The sequence below is a fragment of the Flavobacterium sp. HNIBRBA15423 genome (assembly GCF_052655965.1).
This window is the reverse complement of sequence record NZ_CP199751.1, coordinates 2,046,636-2,068,196: the sequence shown is the minus strand read 5'-3', so window position 1 is coordinate 2,068,196 and position 21,561 is coordinate 2,046,636. Positions and strand designations below refer to the sequence as shown.

The window sequence follows — 21,561 nt, the reverse complement described above, 5'->3', positions numbered from 1 at the left end:
ATATATCTATTAATTTATTCAATCTTTTTGTGGTTCTTTTTTTCATAATGATGTCTTTAATTTTTTTTAAAATTTAATTGTTTTTTTTTGCTTTTTGAAGCTAAATAATAAGAAATCTTAAATGCCAATTCATGTATAATGAGAGTTATTAAACAGGCTAAAACAAATGGGAAATCTTTAATCTTAAAGAGAAATGTAAATTCGTTCTTAATATTATCCTCCAAAAGAGGGTGTAAAAATTTTAAAAATAAATAAATGAATAATGAAGAAACTATCCATTTAATTATGCTTAAAGCAATTGTTTTTTTTGTTCTTTTTTTCATAATACTAATATTTAATCATGTTAATTGTGGTAAAAAGTTGTAATCTAAAATCATATAAGCCTTTGCTATTTGCTAATACATATTGCTCATAATGTGCATTTTCTGCCCAATTTCCAGAACCTTCAATTATAAAATGAAAATCATGCGTCTTGAGTAAACAAATTTTAGCATGTGTCCAGGCATAAAGCACTTTGATGTTTGGCCTAGTAGAACACATTGCTTTTAAATTATCTATTGTAGTAGGATTTCGTTTAATCATACTTTCTGAAATAAGCAATGTAATTTGTTCTATCATGCCTTTATCGTGCATCTCTATCAAAGCATCAATCACTTTTCTACTAATGCTGTAAGTAGATGCGTATAATTCTTTGATTGGGTATATTTTACCAATAAAAGGAATAAACGTAAAAGCATTAAAAGCCTTATCGGTCTGAAGAAAGAAAAACTCGTCTGAAGTAGGAACTCTATTTAAATCATTTTCTAATGATTCAATTTTTTGAAAATGTTTGGCTACATATTTCGAAGTCCATAATTCATTGAGCTTTTCTTCTTTTTTAGGTTCTTTTTGTTTATTAAAGTCAAAGAATTTATTCTTTTGCATTTACCCCCATTTTTGCGTTTACTAGCGCTAATTTGAATTCTCTATCCGCTATTCGCTCATTAATAAGCTCTATTTTCGCTGGATCATTCATGTGTTTTACCAGCTCTTTTTTCTGAACGCTAAAATATTTTGAAGATGCATTTTTGAATTTAAACATATCTTCAGCAGACATTAAATCAACTTCATTTTTAATATTATCTTCCCTAAATAAAGGATGCTTTCCTAAAATTTCTCCAGTAGTTGCATAATGGTTTAATTCATTCCACAACGCTTGATTTTCATTGAAAGCAGCATCACAAATTTTTATTAATTCTAATTTTTCTTCTTCAGGAATTGTAACTTCTCCAGCTTCAATTGTTACTAGTTTTTGATGAAGCTCTTGATACGTTCTGTATGCCGAAATTCTTTTTCCTACAACTACAAAAAGTTTTTCTGGACAATTAGGATTATTTAAAAATGGAAACTCAGTACGTAATGCAATTGTTTCATTTTCGTATTTTGATTCATTTTTTAAAACTTTATCATTTTCTTGATCAATAATTCCTAAATTTTCACCATTCCCTTTATCATCTTTATTATCAATAAAACTTAAAGCTTCTAATTCTTCAGCAAGTATTTTTACAATTTCTTCAAAGCCTTGTTTTTCTGCTAATTCAATAACTTCTTTTATCCCATCTCCTGGAACAGTTACCTCTAATTTTGCCCAAGCTCTCAATTCTTCTTCAGACATATCTAAGATATAATCTGGAATAGCATTAATCTTTATTTCCTTTTCAGCTTCAACCTTTTTAACGGTCAGAACTTCTATATCTGAGATATCATAAACTTTCTTTACATCATATAACAGATTTTTTAGATTCTGATCAGAATAACCTCTTCTGTTGTAGGAAAGTTCCATAGCTCTTTGTTTTCGGTCACTTTTTCTGTAGAACTCAAACAGTTTATTAAACTGATCGGACGGATTTTCTGGCAGGTTTTGCAGAAAATTTAGTACTGTTTTTTTTAATTCATTAGACATTTTATTTTTTTTTAGTAATTACATTAGTCAAATTTGGTAATTACTTCTGTTTTTTAATGTAACGTGAAAACTTATATAAAAAAAACGCCTGACGAATCAGGCGTTTTCAAACAAATAAATAACAAACATGAAAAACTATTCTCTAGACAATTCTATTAAGTGAGTCGTTGCTCCAGCGATAAACACTTTTAAGTTAATAACACTCTTATTTAAGGCAGTCCAACTAGTACCGCCAACTAATAAGGTAGTCACATCTCCAGTAACTCCATTTGCCAAGGTTGCTGGATCAGCTCCACCAGAACCTATTAACGTAATGATCTTACCATGAGCTAATGTAATACCGTCAATTGCTATAGCAGCAGTAACTGCTAGAGCTGGCAATTTATAATGATATCCATTTGCTACCAATAATGGAACCGCTGCCACATCGGCAACTTCAAAAGGTTCTGCAAAGACAACAGCTCCTTCGTAAATCTTAGGTACATAACCCGATTTTGCGAAAGGTTCAAAATTCAAAGTCCACGCTCTACCATCATTATTATCTTGCTTAGCCGCTTTTAATTGCAATGGAGCACATGGAGTTCCCATTACTTCATAATGATTTTCACCACAAGCTTTATGCATTGCGATTACATTTCGACCGCTCCAATATTGTACAAATTCTTTAACCTCTTTCGAGTTACCTGGATGCATCAAGGTAAGTTTTGATTTGAAGCTATTCATGTCTTCATCACCTTCGCTTTCCATAGAAGCATCAGTCTTTGATTTCGTACTATAAATGGTGATCATCTTTTCTTCATCTGCTAAAACGAAATTACCTTCTAATAACACTCCATTTTCATCTGAAGGAGGAAATGTTACATATTCAGCTTCCATTAAAATAATTTCATTTTTTGGAGCTGCAGCACCTGGATTAGAATTGCCAGATGCTTTAGTTAAATTTACTTTCATACTTTTTAAATTAAGCGATTAAACGACTAGTTTCATACCAAACTCCATCAATTCGAGTTAATTTGATGTAGTCTGTAGCAGCTGCAAGAACAGCATCAGATGCAACTTCTACCAATCCTGTAACATCAGTTACAGTAAATTCAACATCTAACGTATCATTACCATAAATAGTAATTTGTTTTCCATCCACACCGTTTAAAATTGTTGCTAAAGTTGCATCAGCTACTCCAGAAAATCTGAAGATAGAAGCTCCTTTCACATCAATTGAAGTTCCAGTAAATGATTTATCTGTTTCTGCAGGAGCTGCAGGACCAGTTGTAGCACTTAATTTTTTCAACTTCAAATCATCCTGAACTACAAGCGTTAAAGTTCCTCCAGTATTAAGATGGAAATCGGCTCCTAATAATAGATTAGCATTATTAACCACTAATCTATCTGCAGCTAAAGTTGTAAGACCTGTAATAGTTACAATTTGTCCAGGAACTACACCTGTAATATTTTCAATATTTTGCCCATAATCATTTTGAACGACTTCTAAATGAGGGTAGAAATAAGGAAATTTAAAGGCAATAGTTGTAGAGACAGGATCAAACAAAGGAATTCTAGTTTCTGAAGAGAAAATAGGCACTGAGTTTGAATATAGCATTTGGAATTCAAATTCTTTTGGCTCACCTGCAGTATATTGTCTACCAACCTGTATGAAACGGATTCCTTCTTTGAAATCTGCAAACATATTAGTGTCTCGTTTGTCTCTAGTCACTGTAAATTCACCTCTTTCATTTTCACGATAGTATAATGTCTCCACATTTTTAGACTTTGTAATCCCTACAAATAAAGAATCAGTTTGGTCCACTAAAGGTTGAAATTTGAAGTTTGGATAATTCAAAGGTGAAATACCCATGTAGTTTGATTTCCCTTGATCAGTTGCATAATGTAAAGCGTAAAACTCACCAGCTCTTTCTTTATACCATAAAAGCATATCGGTAGACATTTGAATTTCCCAACCTTGCTGATTCCTTTTGTTTAAAGGAATACTTTCAATCATTTCTTTAACATAATCGACAATATTCTCTTTTGTTGGCTCGCCAATATCAAACGGTTTGTATTTTTTCTCAATTTCTCTATAATAATACCATAGAGCTCTTAATCCATTTTGAGAATTGACATTCTTACCAGTTAATGTTTTTGGAGTTTTTACAAAAATACCATTGATCATCGCAATACGCGAATCAAGAACAGCTTGTTTAAAATACTCACCTAGCAAAAAACCAACGAAAGTTGTTTTCCATGGATGAGAACCATCGTTCCCATTCATAAATGTTAACCAACTTTTTTCAATTTGCTTTAGCTTTTCTCCAGTTAAAGTGATATCTATTTTCTTATCGTAAACGCGACCTTCTTCAGTCTCAATTACTACTTCACCTTTAGGGTTCCAACCTCCATTATCACCTTGAGTGATTTCTGAAGGAGCAATTAGACCATTTACAACTCTATCAATTATCCCTGATTGAGTTGCCCAATCTGATGGTAAGCCCTCGAAATCATCAAAGATTGATTCGATAACTTTTGGATTATTCCTAACAAAATGCTCAATATCTCCCTGAAGCAAAGGAATGTCTACTGTATCATTAAAGTTTGATATTCCAGCAGTAATTAATCCAGCGGCTTTTTGATTCCATGCTCTTTTTTCAAAAGAATCCCATTCCATTCCGGATCCATACAAGTGTGTAGAAGAGTGTTGCATTTGTTTTTTATTATTAACGACCGTTTTACCTGTATCTCCAATGTCTTCGTTTAAAAGAGCTTTGAACTTCTCATCGTATTCTGATAATTTAGCATCAAACTTTTTACGTAATTCTGAAAGCTGTACGTTTACTGGCTTAGTTTCTCTTTCTTCAGAACCTGGCTTTTTTTCTTCAGCTTCTAAAGATAATTCAGCTCTCATAGCATCAAGTTCATCTTGAATTGCTTTTAAATCAAAGTTATGTTCTGCAAATTCTTTCATCTCCTTATTGATTGCATTACGAACATCTTCGTACTTTTCGCCCAGAGCTGTTTTTGCTAGAGCTTCTTGTTCAGGAGTTAACTCCATCTCTTTTTTTTCAGCATTTACGGGAAGCTCTGAAGTGCCAAATAAAGCAATTAAAGCTGCAACCGTTTTAGCCATGAATTTCCATTTCATAAATAAATTTTTTTAATTAATAAATTAGTTTATATAGTGATTTGTTTCACTCAAAATTTGAAGATACTCTATCGCTTCAGGAAGAGTACCTACTTTGCTGGCAAATCCAACTTCAATCGCCTGGTCTGAATAAAAAACTTTACCAGTCAATGCTCCTTCGTATGTTGCTTTAATGTTTTTTATTAAGCGAATCATATCTTTTTGAAAGCGTTGTGCTAATGGCGACAACATTTCTGTTTTAATTAGATCATATTTGCCTTCCAGTGCTAATCGTAATGGAAGATTTTTATCTTTAGATTCATCAGGATAAATTTGAACACGTTCTAGTCCTATTTGTTCTAACCATTTTTGATCATTTAAATAAGAAAGCATAACTCCTAATGAACCAGCGTTAGCTGATATGTTATTGGATGCCCAAACAAAATCAGGCTGTAAACCATAAGCTATATATAAGTGAGCTGAACAACATTGCTCATAGACAATTCCTAAAGGTTTTTTCTTATCTCTCTTTTCTCCAAATGTCATGAATGGAGGAATAGCCGAAACAGCTCCACCAGGACCATCCATGTAAATTAAAATTGCTTTGATATTTTGATTAGAATTTAAAAGTTCTAATTGATGTACAATTTCATCTGATCCATAGAACCACCAATCGCCATAAGTCATAATTGGTCCTATCATATTAAGAACCGCGACAGAACCTTCTGGAATTTGATAGAACCCTTCATTATTTCTAATGATAGGTTGCATTTCATCGTCATAGAAGTCTACCAGTTGTTTTGCTTTAAAATTGATATTTACTTCTTTACCTGCTACAATATCATTAGCTATTTTGAAAAAATATCCCGCACTATTTATATCAAAAGCCCATTGGCCTTTGTATAGATCTGTCATTAAGTTGCTTATTTTTGGCATGTTTTTAAGGAATTAAATTTTTAATTTTTGCGAGCCAATTGTATTTTTTAAACAGGTAAATAATTATTCTAATTACCACTAGTATTATTAGCAAAAACCACCAACTCCAAAAAACTACACCCTGTTTTTCTTTTTCAATGTTCAATGAAGAACTACTCTTTTTATCGTCTACACGCTTGGATAGATCTATTTTGGAATTGGCAATTTCTTCTGTAATTATTTCTTCTTTTTTATCTGAAGAAGTTGTTTTATTTTCTTGAGAAGTTTTCGCTTTTCCAGAACCTTTATATTTTTTAGACCCCAAAATATTGCCATTAGAATCATAATTTGTAATTTCTAATTCTTCCCCGTCTTTTAATTCAACTTCTGTAACTTCTGTTTTTGTTTCAGAATTTTCCTTTACTGCTGCAGTATTTTTTTTCACTACTGAAGAAGAATTTGTAGCAGAAGAATCTACCTTGGTAACTACTTCAGTTTTTATTTCTTCTTTCTGTTTTGTTTTTTTAGATGCGCCACACGACACAAGTAAAAAAAGTGCTATTATTAAAATTATTTTTTTCATTTTAGCGATTTTTTGGAAGCTTCAATAAATGATAATTCGGGTTAATAATATCATCGAAGAAAGCTTTGTATTCTTCGTAAGCATCAAAAGATGGGCACTCTTTAATTCTTTCCCAGGATTCAATTACTCCATTTTTATTTTTGTCATCTGAGAATTGATAATGACCTAAAATCATTACATTCTGTAAATCATTACCGTTATCTTTCAACCAGTTCAAAGCATCGAAAATGCATTTTAATAATGCATCTTTTTGTCTTTGTGTTCTTGTATCTTTTGCTTTCCAAATAGGTTTTTTAATTGTACCAATATTTTCAACTCCACCTCTATATGAGAAATGAATTGATTTTTGATTAAACCCAGAAACTCCATTTGTAATTTCTTCAAATGAAGCCAGTTCATGAACAGTGCCGTCAAAATCAACCCATCTAGAATAGCCTGGAGATTTCCATCCTTTACTTTTCCAAAAACTTTGCATTGATTCTAAAGTTCCATTACCTGCTTGGCAATGAATAACTATATATTCTATTTCGGAAGCTCTACTCATTTTTTTTATTTTTTTTTTCTAAATATCTTCTCCAGTAATAAGCGGCTGTCGTTGCTATGATCATAGATATAGTGGAAATGATAATCTTTGAAAATAGATCGTTAGTAAAAGTGGAAGCAAGAGCTGCTGTAGACAAAGAGATTACTTCTATCTTATGACTCATCGTTTTTTCCATATTTAGAATTAAAAAATTTTCTTAAACTGTCAATTATGAATAGAGGATTCACCGTCATTACTATTGCAACTAATGAAACGATAAGCTCTTCTATTTTAAGTTCTAAAGTATTAGTGTAATACTTTGAAAATTGCAACATTAATAATCCAATGCCTAGAATAAGCATGAACCAGTATGCAATAGTTCTACGTGTGTTTAAACTCATTGTTCTACGTTTTGATTATAGCAAAACTGAGTATTATTTTTTGTATTTTTTGGACCATGAAAATTAAAAAAAGCCTAAGACCTTATTAGAACTTCTTATTTGAACTCGACTAAGAAGAGACTTTTTTTTTTGCTTATAGTACATTTTTCTTATGGTTTCATTTTCAAAACCATATTCATCCAAATTGTATTTTTCGATAAAAGCAATAATTCCTTTAGCCATTGGTATTTTAGCATATTTCACACCATCAATAAAAGACACCATTGATATCCTGAAGATATCTTCTAGCAAATTATTTATTTCGCGTATCTTCTCGAGAGGAAGATAGAGCTCTTCTTTTACTCCTTTTTTGTCAATGTAAATTGTGCCTGAATAAATGAAAGAAGTCTTTTTTTCGATTGATAAATAGATTAAAAAATTATCATTTGGGAAATGATTGTTTTTCTTTTCATATCCTATTTGACTGTACAAATAATTGGCTAACGAAGAAGATGGCAGCAAACGGACCATTTTTACTTTTTGACCGTCATAACTAGCTGTCGTTCCTTCCATCTCCTGAAATAGAAAAGGGATTAAATGATCTCTTATTTTGACTGGAATCATATTATTGATTTGGATGATTTTCTGAGTAATATTTAAATTTATTTTGTTTAAAAACTTTTCCTTTACTTATTAAAATTAATAGCCAAATAGGAGTAGAGAGAACTAATAGAGAAACTCGGGACCAAGCGGTTAACCAAGTTATTCCAACTTTTCGCATATTCTTTCCATAGTTAGCATCGGCTTTTAATTTACCTCTTAAGTAAATGATAAAACCTTTATTTCTTAGCAATTGATATTCATAATCATGAACCATAGCCGGAGCATCAAGATCTTTAATTGTGTCTAAATCATATACAATTGTAGCACCATCAAATTTAAAAATCTGTGCATTTTTCCAAAACGCATCGTAAGCTTCTAACCATATTTCGATATCACCAGCTCTAATATCAAAATCATTTAATACATTAATTAGATGCATTTTCTTTTTGTAATGATCGACAGAACCTTCTCTAAAAAAATTACTTTTTGACCTAAAAAAAAGCCAAATTAGATAGAATAAAAACGCTATTGTGTAAATAATTATTTCCATATTAATCTTCGTAATTATTAATTATATAATCATTGATCAGTTGCATAGCTAAATTATAGTACGGTTCTACAAAAGGAGGATATGGAGTTACTTGAATAAGTTTATATCTTGCTGTTTTCCAATCTCCTGTAGCACTTATTTGGTCAAATGCTGGAGATAGGTTAGCTTCTATAAAAAATGCTTCCTCTTCTGTAATAAAACCTTTATATATGTCATTTACTATTTTAGCTCTAAAATCTTGATAAGCATTCCACCCATTAGCTCTATGAAATTCATATTTTGTTTTTATGCCTGTTAAAATATTTTTTTCTATTTTTTCCTCTATCTGTTCTGCTGTTCCTGTTTCGATAATATTTGTGCCATTAAAAAAGGGAACTGCAAAACTATCATCTAAAGTAAATCCAACATGGACTAATCCTGTATAAAATTCAACAGAAACCACTTGTCCATTTTCTAAATAATATATATTATCATTTGCCAGTATATAAGTTTTCATACTATTAAGATATCACAGGTTAGATTAAAATTTGTTGGATTAGAACCCCAAGAAGGAGTAACTGCTCTTAAAGTTAGTTCATCATCTTTATTTACAAGAAAATCAGAAGAAACATTTAAATTTACGAACCCCTGATTCCCAGTTACAATCAAACTATTAGTTATTAATAATGATGATACTTGAGTTATATTATCAAGATAAACTGTTAGATTATTTGGCGCACTTGCAGATAAACCTACAGAAAATTCAAGATGAATCTTTATAACTTTTCCAGTTAACATGCAACCTAATCGCCTATTTATATTACTTGTAGATGCGGATGCTAATGTTCCTAAATTACCTCCTGCAAAATAATAGGTTGTATTTGATGCTGGAGAAAAATTAGGGCTTAAAAATCGATGAATAAAACCAATAGAACTTGACCAACTTCTAAAAAGCTCTCTCAGTTCGATACCATCAAAAAACAACAACATTTTTTCTCCTGAAGGAAAAGAAACATCAGAAGAAAAATTAAAAGGTATTTCAGCTGCATCGGCATTTTTTAATGTAATTGCATTAGCAGTTTGATTCCAAAGAATAACTTTCTTCCCTATCCTTAAAGGTTCTGCATTAGGATTGCCAGTAATTAAGGAAATACCAAAACCACTAATTGAAGTAAGAGAACTATTTGTGACAGTATAATTTGCTGTTCCGTCAGGTCTAAATTCTAGAACCTGATCAGCACCAGTGACGGCATAAGCATATATAGTATCTTCAATTTTTTTAACGAATTCATTTAAGAATTCAATTCCTTCAGGTTCGCCATAACCATCTGAGTTAACAGGTATAGCCGTAATTCTAAGTTGAGTTAAATTATTATAGATCGGTTCTGAAGGAGAAGATGATATTTCTACTTCTGCACCAGGCAATCTTATAAGACCAGTTTGATTGGCTACAATTAGATCTATTCGATGATAGCCATCTGCAGCGAAAGGAACATTAATAATTGTATCTTCAGTAATAGCATAATCAACACCGTTTAATCGCCATCCGAATAGCGCATTGAAAATGTAATTTTCGTCTGAAGTAGTGAAGCCTGTGTTATTTGTTACACCAGAACCACCACCTACATTATTATATAACCAGTTTAAAGCATCTCTAATTTCATTTATTTGTTCCGCATCCAAATAAGATTTAATTCCATATTGCTGCAGCAATGCCAACAATTGAGGACTGTTTATTTTATCTTCCCATGTAAGAGGTAAGGCCATTTTATACTAAAGTTAAAGGGATTAATACTGGTAAACCAAATGAATTTTCAGAAGGAGAAAAGCCTGAAGGTGATATTGATTCGCTCTCAAAAGAAACCTCGCATAATTGCTCATTCATTTTAACCTTAATTTTTGGTTTTGCATTTTGATTGAAATCATTACGGCCTATAATTATATCAAGACCATTAGTTTGCTTGAGCTTTATGAATTTTACTTTTCTAAAAAACTCAATTCTTTCAGATTTGTTTGGATCTGAATTAGGAAATCTAAATGATACTTTACTTTTAAAAGATACTCCAGAAGGAGAATTGATACTTTCTTCATTATAATTAATGGAAGAAATAGAGGCATAAGCTTTATTAAATTCTGCATTTTCAAAAGTTGAGTTATAAAAAGGCTGCCAACCTTCTATATCTGAAGGTTTATATGTTCCATTTATTGCGACTGCTACACCACATAAATGAATATTAGATATCACTTTATCAAGTAGTTGCGACATTGTCTTTTTATTTCAAATATACTAAATAGTTTATTGATAAACTATAAAGTTTATTTGTTTTTTATTTTCGATAAAGTATGCGTTTAAAATCAATTTTGGTTCAACAGTTCAACATTTAAGATATAATATTGATTATCAATTAATTATATTGTTGAACCTAAAAAAAAATGATGTTGAACTGTTGAACCGCAAAAGCAAGGTTCAAGAAGTTCAACAAAAAAAATAAACAAAAGTATTGAAGTTTTACTTTAGTTCAACATATATAATATACTATATATTAAATATATAACTCTAATATATAGCTTAAATGTTGAACTGTTGAACCTTTTTTACACTTTCTTCAAATTTCTTTATAATTTTAGAATGAATGGGGTGCGGGGAAAGAAAAATATGAAAAACCCAGAAAGCTCTATAAAAAAAGGAAAAGCCCTAGCGGGCTTTAGTTTAGTTCATCATCGGCAGAGCCGATGACTTTGTGTAAGAAAAGGAAAAGCCCTGGCGGGCTTTAGTTTAATTCATCATCGGCAAAGCCGATGACTGTACAGTTAAAAATCTGATGGAGAAAAATACGCATCAGAATATCTATACGTTACTTTAGTGGTCGACTTGTCGAACTTAGCTGTTAGGGTTCTTTTAGTTTTTTTAATTATAACGCCTTCTCCTTTTATTCCATGATTAAATCTATGGCCAATTGGTACTTCAGATACTTTCATTTTCATATTTTTTTCTATAACTTTCTGTGATTCTTTCAATTCTTTCTTCATCAAATTCTAAATCATAAAATTCTTCTAAAGCATGTCCGACTTCGTGCATAATTGTTTCAACAAACATTTCTTTAAATGAAATATCTTTATGCTCTAAACTTGTTTCAAGGTTTGCTTCCAAATTAAATAGAACTATTCCAAAATCATTTTTTTTAATTGATGGAGAAGCGTATGCTCCAAACGCATCAATTTCATCGTTTTTTACAACTTGTATTTTAAAGTTATTTTTCATAATTATTATTTGTGTTTATACCTCATTAGATTTTTAATCACAATCTGTAGTTCCTAGAATTAAAAAATTAGTCCCTCTACCAATTTCAAATAAAGAATATTCTTTTACATTATAACCACTTTCTGGCAAATCTTCATTATACTCATTATTTCTAAGCATAATTGATTTGGCTTGTTCTAACGTTATTCTGGAAACTTTAGTTGTTCTTAAAAATTCTTCTCTACCATATTTCTTTTGATATTCATCAAATAAATGAGACCATCCTTTTGCCTGTGCAAATTCTTGTTTGTCTGGAAATGTTAATTTAAAAATCATATTCTATTTTTTTAAGTTTATTAATTTTTCGGTTTTTTTAAATATTGAGCAGAAAAATAACCGCTAAAATCTTCAATAAAAACAACTTCTTGTTTTCCTCGATCTAAAAAACTATCAGTTTGACAAATCCAAACTTTATCTTTATAAAATGCTGCTTCGTGACAAGTGTGCATTACAACTCTGTCACCTTTTTTAAATGTTTCTGTTTTATTTTCTTGAATATAAGTATCTGTTGTCATATCAATTAAAATTAAATTAGTTAAAAAAGCTTCTTGCATCTTTTACATTCTGTAATTTCATGGTTCATTGTTATCCAATTAACTTCACGATAATTTATAAACGAATGCTTTTTGTGGAATCCTAATATGCAAAGTATAGTGCTGATTTTAAAGATTTTCATAATTTTTATATTTTTTGTTAAATTCATGTTTACCAATTAAGCCAATAGCTTCAGCAATATTATTATAGCCTAGCTGTCTTGCAAATGATAGTTTCTCCTGGTACAAACTTTTTACTATTGATGGTTTATCTTCAGTTATTGTCGGTTCTGTTTTCAAATACCTGTATTTTCTCCTCAGTTTTCGAGGATCCTTTGGATTTGGATCTAAACGGTATGTTAAAAATTCTTCTATCGTTAACTGAATTACTTCGTAAAAAGAGCCTCTGAAAAGTGTTTTTGAGCGATAAATGTAAAGTGTCCAATAGTCAGAATTTGCTTCAGCTGATAACTTAAAAAGTGTGTTACAAGTTTCCTGACAAATTTTATGAAGTTGGTTTACTTTTTCCATTTTATTCGTGTAAATGCTTAATTATTTTCTTTCAATTTAAATTGGTCCGGTAAAGATTTGTTTCCTGGCAATTTTTCATAAGAAAATTGTGCGCCCTCAAGAGTAGTTTTTGCATTATCAATAATGTTTTTTGCAACGCTATTAATTGCTTTTGATCTCTCAATCTCTTTGTTTAATTCTTCTTGAGAAATGTCTTCTTCGCTTAATCTTTCTAATTGAGCAAATAGATGATTATTTAAATCTGATAATGTGTTCTTAGCCATTTTGTAAAGTTTTTAATTTATTTTCTAATTCTTTTAACAGTACCATTGACGGTATAATTTCTTCAGGAAAATTATGTATAGAATTTCTATACATATTTTCAGTCATTGTGATAAGTTCTAAATTTTCTAAAGTTGTATTTTCTGTATTTTTATCTTTAAATACAATTATATGATTTTCAGGAACCCTACCATATTCTTTCTCCCAGAGATATCTATGGTACAATTCCCATACACCTAGAGAAATCCTTATGTATTTATAAGATCTCCCATTTGAGTCTACTCTTGAAACTATTGCGCCATCTCCTTCAGGATTCGTATTAAAAGGTATGTTACCCTTTTTAAACCTAGTTTTTTTAGTTTTTTCAATAGCTTCTGGAGTCATGTATTCGGTTTGTTTTTTCCCCTTATTTGCTGGAATATCACCTTTTTTTCTTCTACTATCTTGAATTCTTTTTTCAATTAGTTCCCTTGGTAATTCTAAATTATTTTTTTTTAGAAAATTCATAATTCGATTATGACTAACAGACAATTCATCAGCTAGTCTTTTCACAGGTTTAATTAAATAATCGGATCTAATTAAATCTTCCTGTTCCTTAGTAAATGGTATCCAATGTCCTTTAGGCATCACAAAAATTTTTAGGTTTTTCACATCTTTCAAAATCTATAACCCAAACCCAAGGATTAGAGTTCCATGATTCTTTTCCGTTAATTTTTTTCCAAAGTGTTTCAAAAGAAGAATACGGATCTGTTTCTGCACCTTCAAACAAGTAATTTTTCCAGCCAAGGTCTTTTTTAATTCCTTCAGCAATTGCATCAGCTTGAGAAATATCATTTAACCTTTCAGCTCTTATATTTTTAATTTTCAGAAACAATCTGCATGCTTCCTTTGGCATGTGAATAGATGGTTCATATTTGAAAGTGTGATTATAAAAATCTGCTTTATAATAATAACTGAATTTCTGTTCTAATTCTTTCCACTTTTCAAATTTCACAAAAAACTCACGAACCCAAAGAATATCACCAATTTTGTAAGGAGATTTTATTGAACAATATTTTTCAATTGGTTTTTTATTATGATCAATAATTTCAAAAAAATGCTGATATTCAGTTCCTGTATCTCCTGATTCATCTAAGCCATCATATCTATATGAATTGGCATTTTTTGAAATAGTTTCTAATCCTTTAGTTCTACGCGTTTGCGTTTTTCTACCCTCTAAAATGGCTTGCACCATTTCTGTACTAAATAAAATAGGTTTTATTTTCATGAGAAGAATTATAAAATGATTAAGAGTAAAAGAGCTACTGCTATACCTATTACTAATCCTATAAGGATATAGATTGATTTTCTATTGGAATAGAAGTGCTGCAGTTCTGATTCGTCCAGGCGTTCTGAAAAGTAGAATTCGCAAAAACGATAGAGGTCATTTCCTTTTATTGTTTTTAATATAAGATGCTCAGGTTCTTTAATTTCTTCTTCAAAGAACTCATTGTATATTTTGCAAAATTTATTTTTTTTAGTTTTCATTTTTTGTCTGTTTAGTAATGTTCAGCACAAGTCAGTTTATCGAATTGTTCAGACAATTCATGTAAGTTCCCGAAATTAAAAGCTGTTATGTCAGTCAATATTTTTAACATATTCGAAGTCTTCTCCAGCTTTTTTATTTGCTCATCTTTACTTTTATAATCTTCTTTTTTACTGTAAAAGCGTACCTCATTATCGTTATAGATATAGGCACAAGAATAGGTAGCGTTTAAGTGTGTAAAATGTTCTCCATGACCAGGAGAATGCAATGCAACTGAAGCTGCTAAATCGTATTTTCTTAAAACTTCTTTAATTTCTTCAGCTGCTACTTTTAATTTTGTTTCTGTTGTCATATACATAATATTTTTATAAGGCATTAAACTCAGCAACTGCTATATCACGACCTTTTATTATTTCATTCTTTAAGAATTTTACTAATTCATCACTCAAATTCATTGGCAATGGCAGTTGTTCTCTACCATCACAATCAAATTCAATTATAATTCGGGGATTAGTAGAAATTGCCTTCGCATTTTCTTCAGGTTGCCACTCGAAACAATTTAATGCTTCTGAAAACTCTTTTATTTTTTTGTTTAGCTTATTCGCTTTTTCTAAAGTTGTAATATCCATATCGATTAAAATTAACGTTGTTTAAAATGATTTCCAGTTGCATAAATAGAATCTGGCCACTTTTCAATTTTCAGTTCCTTCATTTCTTCTAGAACAACTGTTCGAAATTCCTGAAGCGTTGGATGATTTTTTATATGTGCATCTATCCATAGATCGGTATTTCTTATCTGAACTAATGTTTGATCATAGCTTGACCAATTTGGAGAAGCTCGCTTTACTAAATCCCTGAAGCTTTCCATCATTGAAATAAAACTCTTTGTAAATTCTAATTCTTCCTTAGTGAAATTCATAAGTTCATTTACAGGAATTCTAGATCCATTACTGTCAGAATTGACTAGCTCATCAGAACACATTGAAGACTTTAAATAGTAACATTCTTGTCCAGATTTTTCTATACATTGGCTGCCATTTTTATCTGTGCAACCACACATTGTGCAAGTCCCGTAGCTCATAGTTAATTATTTTTAGAGTTATAATTAATTTCATTAAAATCTACAAGTCGAGATGGCAACAAAATGAAAGTTAATGCATCGATTGTTTTAACATATATCCTTTTATTTCCATGTCCTATTTGATTATAACTTACTGTTATACTTTTCATTCGAGGATACTTTTCATTAATTTTTTTTACTTCTTCCTCTAGTTTTTTCTTAAATGATTCGAGATTAGATTTTTCAATAAGTAAACCATCCATGCTTCTAAAAAGAGCATTAAGATCTTGTTGAAGTTTATTTTTCAATGCTAAAGAACGTTCTTGTTCTAAATAATAATGTGTTACTTTTTCCATGTGTATAAATATTTAGTTATCAATTATTTTAAAAGTGGGTTTGAAAATTCTCGTGTAATCATAGGTTTTATCAGTTTTATAAACTTCTCGATATATAGTATATCGGTCTTTCCAGTATAGCATGTAAAAGTCTCTGTCTTTTAAAGGCCTTACTTCTTCAGGCAGTTTAAACGCATAATACTTATTGTCATTAATTAAAATGGCTCCAGCATATTCATATTCTTTGGAGAATTTATCTACATGATTGGATCCAGTTGCTTTGCCAGAACCTATGCTTTTTACTTTTGTTCCTGGAATCAAATTGAAAAACTTATGATTTAAAAAACTAACTCCTTTTCCGGCTATGGCCAATGATCTGCTGAGATAGATTACTTCATAATTTTTGCATTCAATTTGGTACTGAATCTGATATTTAAACTTATCAATCAATAGATCTATATACGTTTGTGCTTTTTCATGAATTTCTTCGCCTTCAGGTAGATAAATTGTTTTTTTCACAGCCTTATAAAAAGGTCTCAATTTCTGAGTTAAATAATATTCGTTATTATACTTTTTCACTTTAGTCAGTCTTTAAATTAGTTTGTCTGTCTGCATAATCAATCACATACACTCTTTCATTATCTAGCCAGTATTTAATCTCATTTGCCGATAAACTCTGAACAATTGTAAAAGGACCTAGCATTTTATTCTTATCATAAATAAAATAGCTGAAGTTGTATTTCAATTGCGTTCTTGAGGCTTTCAAATCATCAGGTTTTGCTAATCGAAGCTTAACAGTGATTTTAAAAGAATCTTGTGATTCTTTAAAGTCCAGTACAAACAAGTTTTTTTTAGGATATAATAATTTTCTTAAGTACTCTATTTCAAAATACTCCTGGTCATAATATCCATCTTGAATACAATAAGGTCCTTGAAATTCATTTTTAGAAAATGAAAATTCAAAGGTGATTTTATTTGGAACCAGGTTACAATAATCTGAAAAGAGGTCTTTGTAAATCGCTGGTCGAATAATTACTTGAGTATCCATATCAAAACTTATTAATTCGATTAATTCGATTAAGAGATATGTATTGAATATTATAATTATATTGACCAAAGTTGTCAATTAGATCTCTCAAAATCCTGCAACAGTTCAATACTTCATGTATTGATTTGCAGTTTTCAAATATTTCGATTATTTCTTCTCTTGAGTACATGATTACAGCATGTTAAGAATTGAAAAAGATGCTTTTCCACAGTTTATCTTTCTCTTAATTAAAATTGTGTTTTTCATAAGTATATATATTTAGTTATCAATTAAATTTCACATTACCCAATCAGGTATGTTTTTAGGTTTATATCCGCTATCAATAGCTTCTTTTACTTGCTTTAGAGATAAATCTATTTTGAAAGTGTGTTTTATAATTTCTTCTACTTGTACATATTCACACAACAACTCGTAATTGTGGTAACCAGCGATTACCAAAGCATCAAAAGGAGAAAAAATACAAAAACAACAACTTAATCGTGGCATTCCTAAATCATAAGCAAAGTGATATGGAAGTTTGAAAAGCTTAATTACTTTCCAAACAAATTTCACACACCTTGTTAATATTGGGCAATAGTCCCAAACTGTTCTTTTTCTAGTCCCGTTTTTTAGTAATTGAGTTGATGCATTTTTGTTAAAAACTAAAGTTTCTTTTTTAGCTCTAGCTGGAGATTCTTCATGTCTAAATCCGAATACATATAAGACATTAGCGTTTTTAATATCCTTACATAGGTGAGTTAAAACCCTTCTTCCTGGTCCACGTTTAAAATCACTCGTACACCATCTCTGTTCACTACTAGGCCACATTCCTCTTCTTAAAACATACTCAAGAAGCGTTTCTTCTTTTCCATGTTTATCAATTCTTTTCGAATAAATAGTTCTAAATCCAAAGAAATCAGCTTGCTTTTTCACCAGTTCTTTAGTCCCTAACCATTCCATCCTTTCTAAATCTTGGTGTGAAACAATTATCCTACTGCTTGGATAGTTTTGTTGTCTTGCTTGTCTTGCTATATCCCATAAAGAAACTAAACTGTCTTTACCTGCAGATGAATTAATAACCACTATGTCATATTTATGTAGGTTCATCTGTATAATTTTTAAAATGGTAAATCATCACTTGCGCCTGCAGGAACAAAACTTTGAGCAGCTGTATCATGAGGGAATGCTTTTTCAGGATCCTTTATTTGTGAATTTTTAAAATCACGAACGATGTTTAATACTCCAGTCTTTTCCATCATCGTATAGTTGAAAGCGTAGCAGCTTCCTGAACCGTTCTCAAAATGAATAGCTTTCACAGCTCCTATATAATAAGGCTTACTTTTAAAATACCCTCGAAGCGTTGCTTCTCCAATAGGATCTTCATTTTTCCTTCTTGAAACCGCTTCAACATAATCCTGATGTACTTTTCCAAGCCTTAGAAATAGTATTTTATCATTTAACTTATTTTCAAAGTTTTTGGATTCATTTTTCTTTGGCCAAATGGTGAAGATTGGTTTTGTTTCTATAATGAAATCTTCATCTTGCTTAATTCGTTTATTGTCTACCAAGAACTCTAAAGTTCTCCAGAATACTGCTGTGCCTTCAGTATCATTAATCATGTCTGAAGCTGCTACAATTGTTTCTAAACTTAGCTTATAGAATTCTTCCATTTTGAATGGAAAAACAAACTTTTTGTATAAAATTTTAATGGGAGCCATGATACTTACAAAATTGTCCAACATCCTTTCCATGTATTCGCCTTTGATATCTTTGGACAATGATCTATTTAATTCTTCTATAGTTACCGATAATTGTAAATCGATAGTTGTTTGATATTGCAAGAGCTCTAATAACATCGAAGTCATTCCTTTTTTTTCTGAAGCTTTCAACCTGTTGAAAGTTGTCTTTTGTTCTGAAGTATAATTTTGCTCTAGAAAGTTCATAGTGATACTTCTTGATGTCAATGAATTATCATCCCTAACAGATAGATATTGAGAAAGAATTATACACGCAGAATTTACTTTGACCACCGCATTATCAGTTCCGGTTTTTTGTCCTTTCTCGCGGCTTCTATTATCATAACCAGCCTTTAAAGATTGAAATTTGACCTCGTGAATCTGATCTGTAAACTCTTCCATACCAATAACGATATCTCTAATTTTTGAAATACGATTGAAAAAACCAACCATTGTTCCGGTATTCAAATCATACGACTTTTGATTTGGCGTGAACAAATTTGTTATCGATTCTGAAAATTTTGTTTTTCCAGAGTTTCTTTGTCCTGTTAGAAATAAATAAGGGAAAGAACCAAACTGATTCACAATTGAAGACCTGAACAAAGCCGAAATTGCAAAGGCTATTCCGATCATCGCTTTTTCTGGACCATAAACTTTGTAGAAAAGCATCATCCACTGATTAAATGTGATATCAGATTCTTTATAAACAAAGTTTCTTACACTTTCGTAATCGTCATCATCTTCACGATTGCCAATATTAACCTTAGAAAATGCAGGTAAATAAAACATGTTTTTATAGGCTTTTACTCTTTCTTCTACATCTTCTTCAATTTCAACCTGAACAATTCCATATTCATCTACTGGCCAAAATTTCTTGTCAAATATTACTCCATCAGCCGTGGAGAAGAAACCTTCCTTTTGTTTTCCTAAAGTTCTTAATTCGTTTGCTACATCGAAATTGTATAGCATTCTATTTCTAAACTGGGTGAAATGGTAATTAGTGGTTTTACCATCAAAAGTGAAATTGTAACCGTCTAATATTTTTTCCTTGAATTGAGCATAGTTAGAGATCTCCTTATTGTTCATGGCAAAAACTGTTTTTTCTCCAACAGAATTTTCGAACTCAATTAAACGCTTTCCTTCATTTTTAGCAGAACGTATCACAAATAGGGGATTGCAAATAAAATTTGCTCCTTTAAAGAAATATTCTGTTTTTTCATTTTTCACAAAAAAGTAAATAGCTTTTTCTTCAGGAGCTAAAACATAGCCATCCTTTTTATATTGAGAAACATCACCATCTTCTGGAAAACCCTGGATAATTAATTCATATCGTTCATCTTCATGAATATCCTTCCTATTATTCTTTTTTTGCTTTTCTAAATTGGAAAGAGTGTCCAATTTATCCTGAAAATCTTTGATTGAAACGCCTATTTTCTTAGCGCAAATTTTAGCATATTCCTTCCTGCGAATTGAATCTTTAATTTGCATCAATGATTCGCACACATTCGTAACGGCAAAAGAAATATCGTCAGGATTTTTTGATTCGAGTTTTAGTTTAGTTGACTTCCAGGATAAAGCATCTTGCATATTTTTATCCAGCCAACTTTGTAAATTTTCTTTTTCTTTTCTTGAGATGCTGTCAGGATCTTCATCTGTAGGCATTGGAACAATCGAAACTCGCATACCTGAAGCCAACAATAAATCTATATCTCTGAATGCAGCTCTAAGGCCTGCACCATCACCATCACGAACAATTACAACATGTGAACATAGTTTTTTTAGTTTCTTAACATGCTCAGGCATTAGAGCCGTTCCGCAAGTAGCAACTGTATTAATTACTTCTTTATCGTGAAAAGCAATTACATCGGTATAGCCTTCAGTTAAATAAGCTTGATTGTATTTTACTATATTTTGCCTAGCCTGGAATAGCCCATACAAAACCATATCTTTTTTATAGTGGTTTGTTTCCGGACTATTTAAATATTTCGGCTTTTTATCCCCTTCAGCTCGGCCACCAAATCCAATCGTTCTACCTCTGTCATCTAAAACAGGAAAAATTAAACGATCATTAAAAAAATCAAACGTTCTTTTTTCTTTTTGCGCTACAATTCCTATGTCTATTCCATCCTGAAGATGTCCTTTTTCTTTGAGCGGAGCTGTTAGGTCATTTGAATTTGGAACCGCATAACCTATTTGAAATTGCTCGAGAGTTAAATCAGAATACTCACGAGCTGCAATATTCTGTTTTGCCCAATCATTATCTTTTAGCAGCTCAAAATATTTTCTAAAACGATTTTTAGCAGTCTCAAGAAGCAATCTTTGTTGCTCTATTTTTCCCTGTCTTTCTTTTTCTTCATCGTCTAATTCTTCATACTGCAGTATTGTGTTTGACAATTCTGCCACTTCTATAATGGCTTCAATCCAGGACTTATTTCTGAATTGCATTATGAAACTAACAGGACCTACACCACCTTTCCCTGAAGAAAAATCTTTCCAAACGTTTTTTGACTGAGAAAGCATGAAAGACGGTGACTTTTCATCTACAAAAGGAGATAAAGCTCTATAATTAGCACCTGTTTTTTTTAATGGATTTGGCAATACTTTTTGAAGTACTTCTAAAATATCGGCCTCTAAAACTCTTTCAATTGATTCTCTAGTAATCATA

The 21,561-nt window shown here is 30.9% G+C and carries 31 protein-coding genes; all 31 read right to left on the bottom strand.

The window, feature by feature from the left end:
• Nucleotides 1-327 precede the first annotated feature (327 nt).
• Complete coding sequence (locus ACULEV_RS09450) at nt 328-924, bottom strand: hypothetical protein (RefSeq protein WP_445458427.1); 597 nt, start codon at nt 922-924, stop codon at nt 328-330.
• Nucleotides 911-1,942, bottom strand: a complete 1,032-nt coding sequence (locus ACULEV_RS09445; protein ID WP_445458426.1) for a hypothetical protein — start codon at nt 1,940-1,942, stop codon at nt 911-913. Before ACULEV_RS09445 ends, ACULEV_RS09450 begins: the two co-directional genes overlap by 14 nt.
• A gap of 135 nt (nt 1,943-2,077) precedes the next feature.
• Nucleotides 2,078-2,893, bottom strand: a complete 816-nt coding sequence (locus ACULEV_RS09440; RefSeq protein WP_445458425.1) for a hypothetical protein — start codon at nt 2,891-2,893, stop codon at nt 2,078-2,080.
• A gap of 10 nt (nt 2,894-2,903) precedes the next feature.
• A complete protein-coding gene (locus ACULEV_RS09435; protein WP_445458424.1) occupies nt 2,904-5,075 on the bottom strand; it encodes a hypothetical protein in 2,172 nt (723 codons plus the stop codon).
• Nucleotides 5,076-5,099: 24 nt separating this feature from the next.
• Nucleotides 5,100-5,990 carry a hypothetical protein gene (locus ACULEV_RS09430; RefSeq protein ID WP_445458423.1) on the bottom strand — a complete coding sequence of 297 codons (891 nt, stop codon included), beginning with the start codon at nt 5,988-5,990 and terminating at the stop codon, nt 5,100-5,102.
• 4 nt (nt 5,991-5,994) lie between these two features.
• Entirely contained in the window at nt 5,995-6,552 is a 558-nt protein-coding gene (locus ACULEV_RS09425) for a hypothetical protein (RefSeq protein WP_445458422.1), read from the bottom strand.
• A 1-nt stretch (nt 6,553) separates the two neighbouring features.
• Nucleotides 6,554-7,096, bottom strand: coding sequence for a peptidoglycan recognition protein family protein (locus tag ACULEV_RS09420; protein WP_445458421.1), 543 nt, complete (start codon nt 7,094-7,096; stop codon nt 6,554-6,556).
• Nucleotides 7,089-7,259, bottom strand: coding sequence for a hypothetical protein (locus ACULEV_RS09415; protein WP_445458420.1), 171 nt, complete (start codon nt 7,257-7,259; stop codon nt 7,089-7,091). The genes ACULEV_RS09420 and ACULEV_RS09415 overlap by 8 nt, the downstream gene beginning before the upstream one ends.
• Entirely contained in the window at nt 7,249-7,476 is a 228-nt protein-coding gene (locus tag ACULEV_RS09410; RefSeq protein ID WP_445458419.1) for a hypothetical protein, read from the bottom strand. Before ACULEV_RS09410 ends, ACULEV_RS09415 begins: the two co-directional genes overlap by 11 nt.
• A gap of 63 nt (nt 7,477-7,539) precedes the next feature.
• The gene (locus ACULEV_RS09405; protein WP_445458418.1) at nt 7,540-8,079 is read right to left on the bottom strand and encodes a hypothetical protein; all 540 of its coding nucleotides are present in this window, start codon (nt 8,077-8,079) and stop codon (nt 7,540-7,542) included.
• A 1-nt stretch (nt 8,080) separates the two neighbouring features.
• Nucleotides 8,081-8,497 carry a hypothetical protein gene (locus ACULEV_RS09400; protein ID WP_445458417.1) on the bottom strand — a complete coding sequence of 139 codons (417 nt, stop codon included), beginning with the start codon at nt 8,495-8,497 and terminating at the stop codon, nt 8,081-8,083.
• Between the two features lie 112 nt (nt 8,498-8,609).
• On the bottom strand, nt 8,610-9,104 hold the full coding sequence (locus tag ACULEV_RS09395) for a hypothetical protein (RefSeq protein ID WP_445458416.1): 495 nt from the start codon (nt 9,102-9,104) through the stop codon (nt 8,610-8,612).
• Nucleotides 9,101-10,354 carry a hypothetical protein gene (locus ACULEV_RS09390; protein WP_445458415.1) on the bottom strand — a complete coding sequence of 418 codons (1,254 nt, stop codon included), beginning with the start codon at nt 10,352-10,354 and terminating at the stop codon, nt 9,101-9,103. The genes ACULEV_RS09395 and ACULEV_RS09390 overlap by 4 nt, the downstream gene beginning before the upstream one ends.
• 1 nt (nt 10,355) lies before the next feature.
• Nucleotides 10,356-10,853: a hypothetical protein gene (locus tag ACULEV_RS09385; RefSeq protein WP_445458414.1), complete on the bottom strand. Its 498-nt coding sequence runs from the start codon at nt 10,851-10,853 to the stop codon at nt 10,356-10,358.
• Nucleotides 10,854-11,398: 545 nt separating this feature from the next.
• Complete coding sequence (locus ACULEV_RS09380; RefSeq protein ID WP_445458413.1) at nt 11,399-11,566, bottom strand: hypothetical protein; 168 nt, start codon at nt 11,564-11,566, stop codon at nt 11,399-11,401.
• Nucleotides 11,553-11,849 (bottom strand): hypothetical protein, encoded by a 297-nt coding sequence (locus ACULEV_RS09375; protein ID WP_445458412.1) that lies wholly within the window; start codon nt 11,847-11,849, stop codon nt 11,553-11,555. Before ACULEV_RS09375 ends, ACULEV_RS09380 begins: the two co-directional genes overlap by 14 nt.
• Nucleotides 11,850-11,882: 33 nt before the next feature.
• Complete coding sequence (locus ACULEV_RS09370; protein WP_445458411.1) at nt 11,883-12,164, bottom strand: hypothetical protein; 282 nt, start codon at nt 12,162-12,164, stop codon at nt 11,883-11,885.
• A gap of 20 nt (nt 12,165-12,184) precedes the next feature.
• Nucleotides 12,185-12,442: a hypothetical protein gene (locus ACULEV_RS09365; RefSeq protein WP_445458410.1), complete on the bottom strand. Its 258-nt coding sequence runs from the start codon at nt 12,440-12,442 to the stop codon at nt 12,185-12,187.
• A gap of 108 nt (nt 12,443-12,550) precedes the next feature.
• Nucleotides 12,551-12,952, bottom strand: coding sequence for a hypothetical protein (locus ACULEV_RS09360; protein ID WP_445458409.1), 402 nt, complete (start codon nt 12,950-12,952; stop codon nt 12,551-12,553).
• Between the two features lie 17 nt (nt 12,953-12,969).
• Nucleotides 12,970-13,215, bottom strand: a complete 246-nt coding sequence (locus tag ACULEV_RS09355) for a hypothetical protein (protein ID WP_445458408.1) — start codon at nt 13,213-13,215, stop codon at nt 12,970-12,972.
• On the bottom strand, nt 13,208-13,840 hold the full coding sequence (locus tag ACULEV_RS09350; protein ID WP_445458407.1) for an HNH endonuclease signature motif containing protein: 633 nt from the start codon (nt 13,838-13,840) through the stop codon (nt 13,208-13,210). Before ACULEV_RS09350 ends, ACULEV_RS09355 begins: the two co-directional genes overlap by 8 nt.
• Nucleotides 13,833-14,480: a hypothetical protein gene (locus tag ACULEV_RS09345; RefSeq protein WP_445458406.1), complete on the bottom strand. Its 648-nt coding sequence runs from the start codon at nt 14,478-14,480 to the stop codon at nt 13,833-13,835. The genes ACULEV_RS09350 and ACULEV_RS09345 overlap by 8 nt, the downstream gene beginning before the upstream one ends.
• Before the next feature lie 8 nt (nt 14,481-14,488).
• Nucleotides 14,489-14,740 (bottom strand): hypothetical protein, encoded by a 252-nt coding sequence (locus ACULEV_RS09340; protein WP_445458405.1) that lies wholly within the window; start codon nt 14,738-14,740, stop codon nt 14,489-14,491.
• Nucleotides 14,741-14,751: 11 nt separating this feature from the next.
• On the bottom strand, nt 14,752-15,090 hold the full coding sequence (locus ACULEV_RS09335; protein WP_445458404.1) for a hypothetical protein: 339 nt from the start codon (nt 15,088-15,090) through the stop codon (nt 14,752-14,754).
• Nucleotides 15,091-15,103: 13 nt separating this feature from the next.
• Nucleotides 15,104-15,367, bottom strand: a complete 264-nt coding sequence (locus tag ACULEV_RS09330) for a hypothetical protein (RefSeq protein ID WP_445458403.1) — start codon at nt 15,365-15,367, stop codon at nt 15,104-15,106.
• Nucleotides 15,368-15,378: 11 nt separating this feature from the next.
• Entirely contained in the window at nt 15,379-15,819 is a 441-nt protein-coding gene (locus tag ACULEV_RS09325) for a hypothetical protein (RefSeq protein ID WP_445458402.1), read from the bottom strand.
• Between the two features lie 2 nt (nt 15,820-15,821).
• Complete coding sequence (locus tag ACULEV_RS09320; protein ID WP_445458401.1) at nt 15,822-16,154, bottom strand: hypothetical protein; 333 nt, start codon at nt 16,152-16,154, stop codon at nt 15,822-15,824.
• 12 nt (nt 16,155-16,166) lie between these two features.
• On the bottom strand, nt 16,167-16,712 hold the full coding sequence (locus ACULEV_RS09315) for a hypothetical protein (RefSeq protein WP_445458400.1): 546 nt from the start codon (nt 16,710-16,712) through the stop codon (nt 16,167-16,169).
• 1 nt (nt 16,713) lies between these two features.
• Nucleotides 16,714-17,181: a hypothetical protein gene (locus ACULEV_RS09310; RefSeq protein ID WP_445458399.1), complete on the bottom strand. Its 468-nt coding sequence runs from the start codon at nt 17,179-17,181 to the stop codon at nt 16,714-16,716.
• A gap of 276 nt (nt 17,182-17,457) precedes the next feature.
• Nucleotides 17,458-18,267, bottom strand: a complete 810-nt coding sequence (locus tag ACULEV_RS09305; RefSeq protein ID WP_445458398.1) for a phosphoadenosine phosphosulfate reductase domain-containing protein — start codon at nt 18,265-18,267, stop codon at nt 17,458-17,460.
• A gap of 11 nt (nt 18,268-18,278) precedes the next feature.
• The gene (gene dnaG, locus ACULEV_RS09300) at nt 18,279-21,560 is read right to left on the bottom strand and encodes a DNA primase (RefSeq protein WP_445458397.1); all 3,282 of its coding nucleotides are present in this window, start codon (nt 21,558-21,560) and stop codon (nt 18,279-18,281) included.
• Between the last annotated feature and the right edge of the window lies 1 nt (nt 21,561).

Bases quoted from the DNA above. Each gene is read 5' to 3' on its own strand.
- ACULEV_RS09450 (WP_445458427.1), bottom strand. From the start codon at position 924: ATGCAAAAGAATAAATTCTTTGACTTTAATAAACAAAAAGAACCTAAA.
- ACULEV_RS09445 (WP_445458426.1), bottom strand. From the start codon at position 1,942: ATGTCTAATGAATTAAAAAAAACAGTACTAAATTTTCTGCAAAACCTG.
- ACULEV_RS09440 (WP_445458425.1), bottom strand. From the start codon at position 2,893: ATGAAAGTAAATTTAACTAAAGCATCTGGCAATTCTAATCCAGGTGCT.
- ACULEV_RS09435 (WP_445458424.1), bottom strand. From the start codon at position 5,075: ATGAAATGGAAATTCATGGCTAAAACGGTTGCAGCTTTAATTGCTTTA.
- ACULEV_RS09430 (WP_445458423.1), bottom strand. From the start codon at position 5,990: ATGCCAAAAATAAGCAACTTAATGACAGATCTATACAAAGGCCAATGG.
- ACULEV_RS09425 (WP_445458422.1), bottom strand. From the start codon at position 6,552: ATGAAAAAAATAATTTTAATAATAGCACTTTTTTTACTTGTGTCGTGT.
- ACULEV_RS09420 (WP_445458421.1), bottom strand. From the start codon at position 7,096: ATGAGTAGAGCTTCCGAAATAGAATATATAGTTATTCATTGCCAAGCA.
- ACULEV_RS09415 (WP_445458420.1), bottom strand. From the start codon at position 7,259: ATGAGTCATAAGATAGAAGTAATCTCTTTGTCTACAGCAGCTCTTGCT.
- ACULEV_RS09410 (WP_445458419.1), bottom strand. From the start codon at position 7,476: ATGAGTTTAAACACACGTAGAACTATTGCATACTGGTTCATGCTTATT.
- ACULEV_RS09405 (WP_445458418.1), bottom strand. From the start codon at position 8,079: ATGATTCCAGTCAAAATAAGAGATCATTTAATCCCTTTTCTATTTCAG.
- ACULEV_RS09400 (WP_445458417.1), bottom strand. From the start codon at position 8,497: ATGCATCTAATTAATGTATTAAATGATTTTGATATTAGAGCTGGTGAT.
- ACULEV_RS09395 (WP_445458416.1), bottom strand. From the start codon at position 9,104: ATGAAAACTTATATACTGGCAAATGATAATATATATTATTTAGAAAAT.
- ACULEV_RS09390 (WP_445458415.1), bottom strand. From the start codon at position 10,354: ATGGCCTTACCTCTTACATGGGAAGATAAAATAAACAGTCCTCAATTG.
- ACULEV_RS09385 (WP_445458414.1), bottom strand. From the start codon at position 10,853: ATGTCGCAACTACTTGATAAAGTGATATCTAATATTCATTTATGTGGT.
- ACULEV_RS09380 (WP_445458413.1), bottom strand. From the start codon at position 11,566: ATGAAAGTATCTGAAGTACCAATTGGCCATAGATTTAATCATGGAATA.
- ACULEV_RS09375 (WP_445458412.1), bottom strand. From the start codon at position 11,849: ATGAAAAATAACTTTAAAATACAAGTTGTAAAAAACGATGAAATTGAT.
- ACULEV_RS09370 (WP_445458411.1), bottom strand. From the start codon at position 12,164: ATGATTTTTAAATTAACATTTCCAGACAAACAAGAATTTGCACAGGCA.
- ACULEV_RS09365 (WP_445458410.1), bottom strand. From the start codon at position 12,442: ATGCAAGAAGCTTTTTTAACTAATTTAATTTTAATTGATATGACAACA.
- ACULEV_RS09360 (WP_445458409.1), bottom strand. From the start codon at position 12,952: ATGGAAAAAGTAAACCAACTTCATAAAATTTGTCAGGAAACTTGTAAC.
- ACULEV_RS09355 (WP_445458408.1), bottom strand. From the start codon at position 13,215: ATGGCTAAGAACACATTATCAGATTTAAATAATCATCTATTTGCTCAA.
- ACULEV_RS09350 (WP_445458407.1), bottom strand. From the start codon at position 13,840: ATGCCTAAAGGACATTGGATACCATTTACTAAGGAACAGGAAGATTTA.
- ACULEV_RS09345 (WP_445458406.1), bottom strand. From the start codon at position 14,480: ATGAAAATAAAACCTATTTTATTTAGTACAGAAATGGTGCAAGCCATT.
- ACULEV_RS09340 (WP_445458405.1), bottom strand. From the start codon at position 14,740: ATGAAAACTAAAAAAAATAAATTTTGCAAAATATACAATGAGTTCTTT.
- ACULEV_RS09335 (WP_445458404.1), bottom strand. From the start codon at position 15,090: ATGACAACAGAAACAAAATTAAAAGTAGCAGCTGAAGAAATTAAAGAA.
- ACULEV_RS09330 (WP_445458403.1), bottom strand. From the start codon at position 15,367: ATGGATATTACAACTTTAGAAAAAGCGAATAAGCTAAACAAAAAAATA.
- ACULEV_RS09325 (WP_445458402.1), bottom strand. From the start codon at position 15,819: ATGAGCTACGGGACTTGCACAATGTGTGGTTGCACAGATAAAAATGGC.
- ACULEV_RS09320 (WP_445458401.1), bottom strand. From the start codon at position 16,154: ATGGAAAAAGTAACACATTATTATTTAGAACAAGAACGTTCTTTAGCA.
- ACULEV_RS09310 (WP_445458399.1), bottom strand. From the start codon at position 17,181: ATGGATACTCAAGTAATTATTCGACCAGCGATTTACAAAGACCTCTTT.
- ACULEV_RS09305 (WP_445458398.1), bottom strand. From the start codon at position 18,267: ATGAACCTACATAAATATGACATAGTGGTTATTAATTCATCTGCAGGT.
- dnaG (WP_445458397.1), bottom strand. From the start codon at position 21,560: ATGATTACTAGAGAATCAATTGAAAGAGTTTTAGAGGCCGATATTTTA.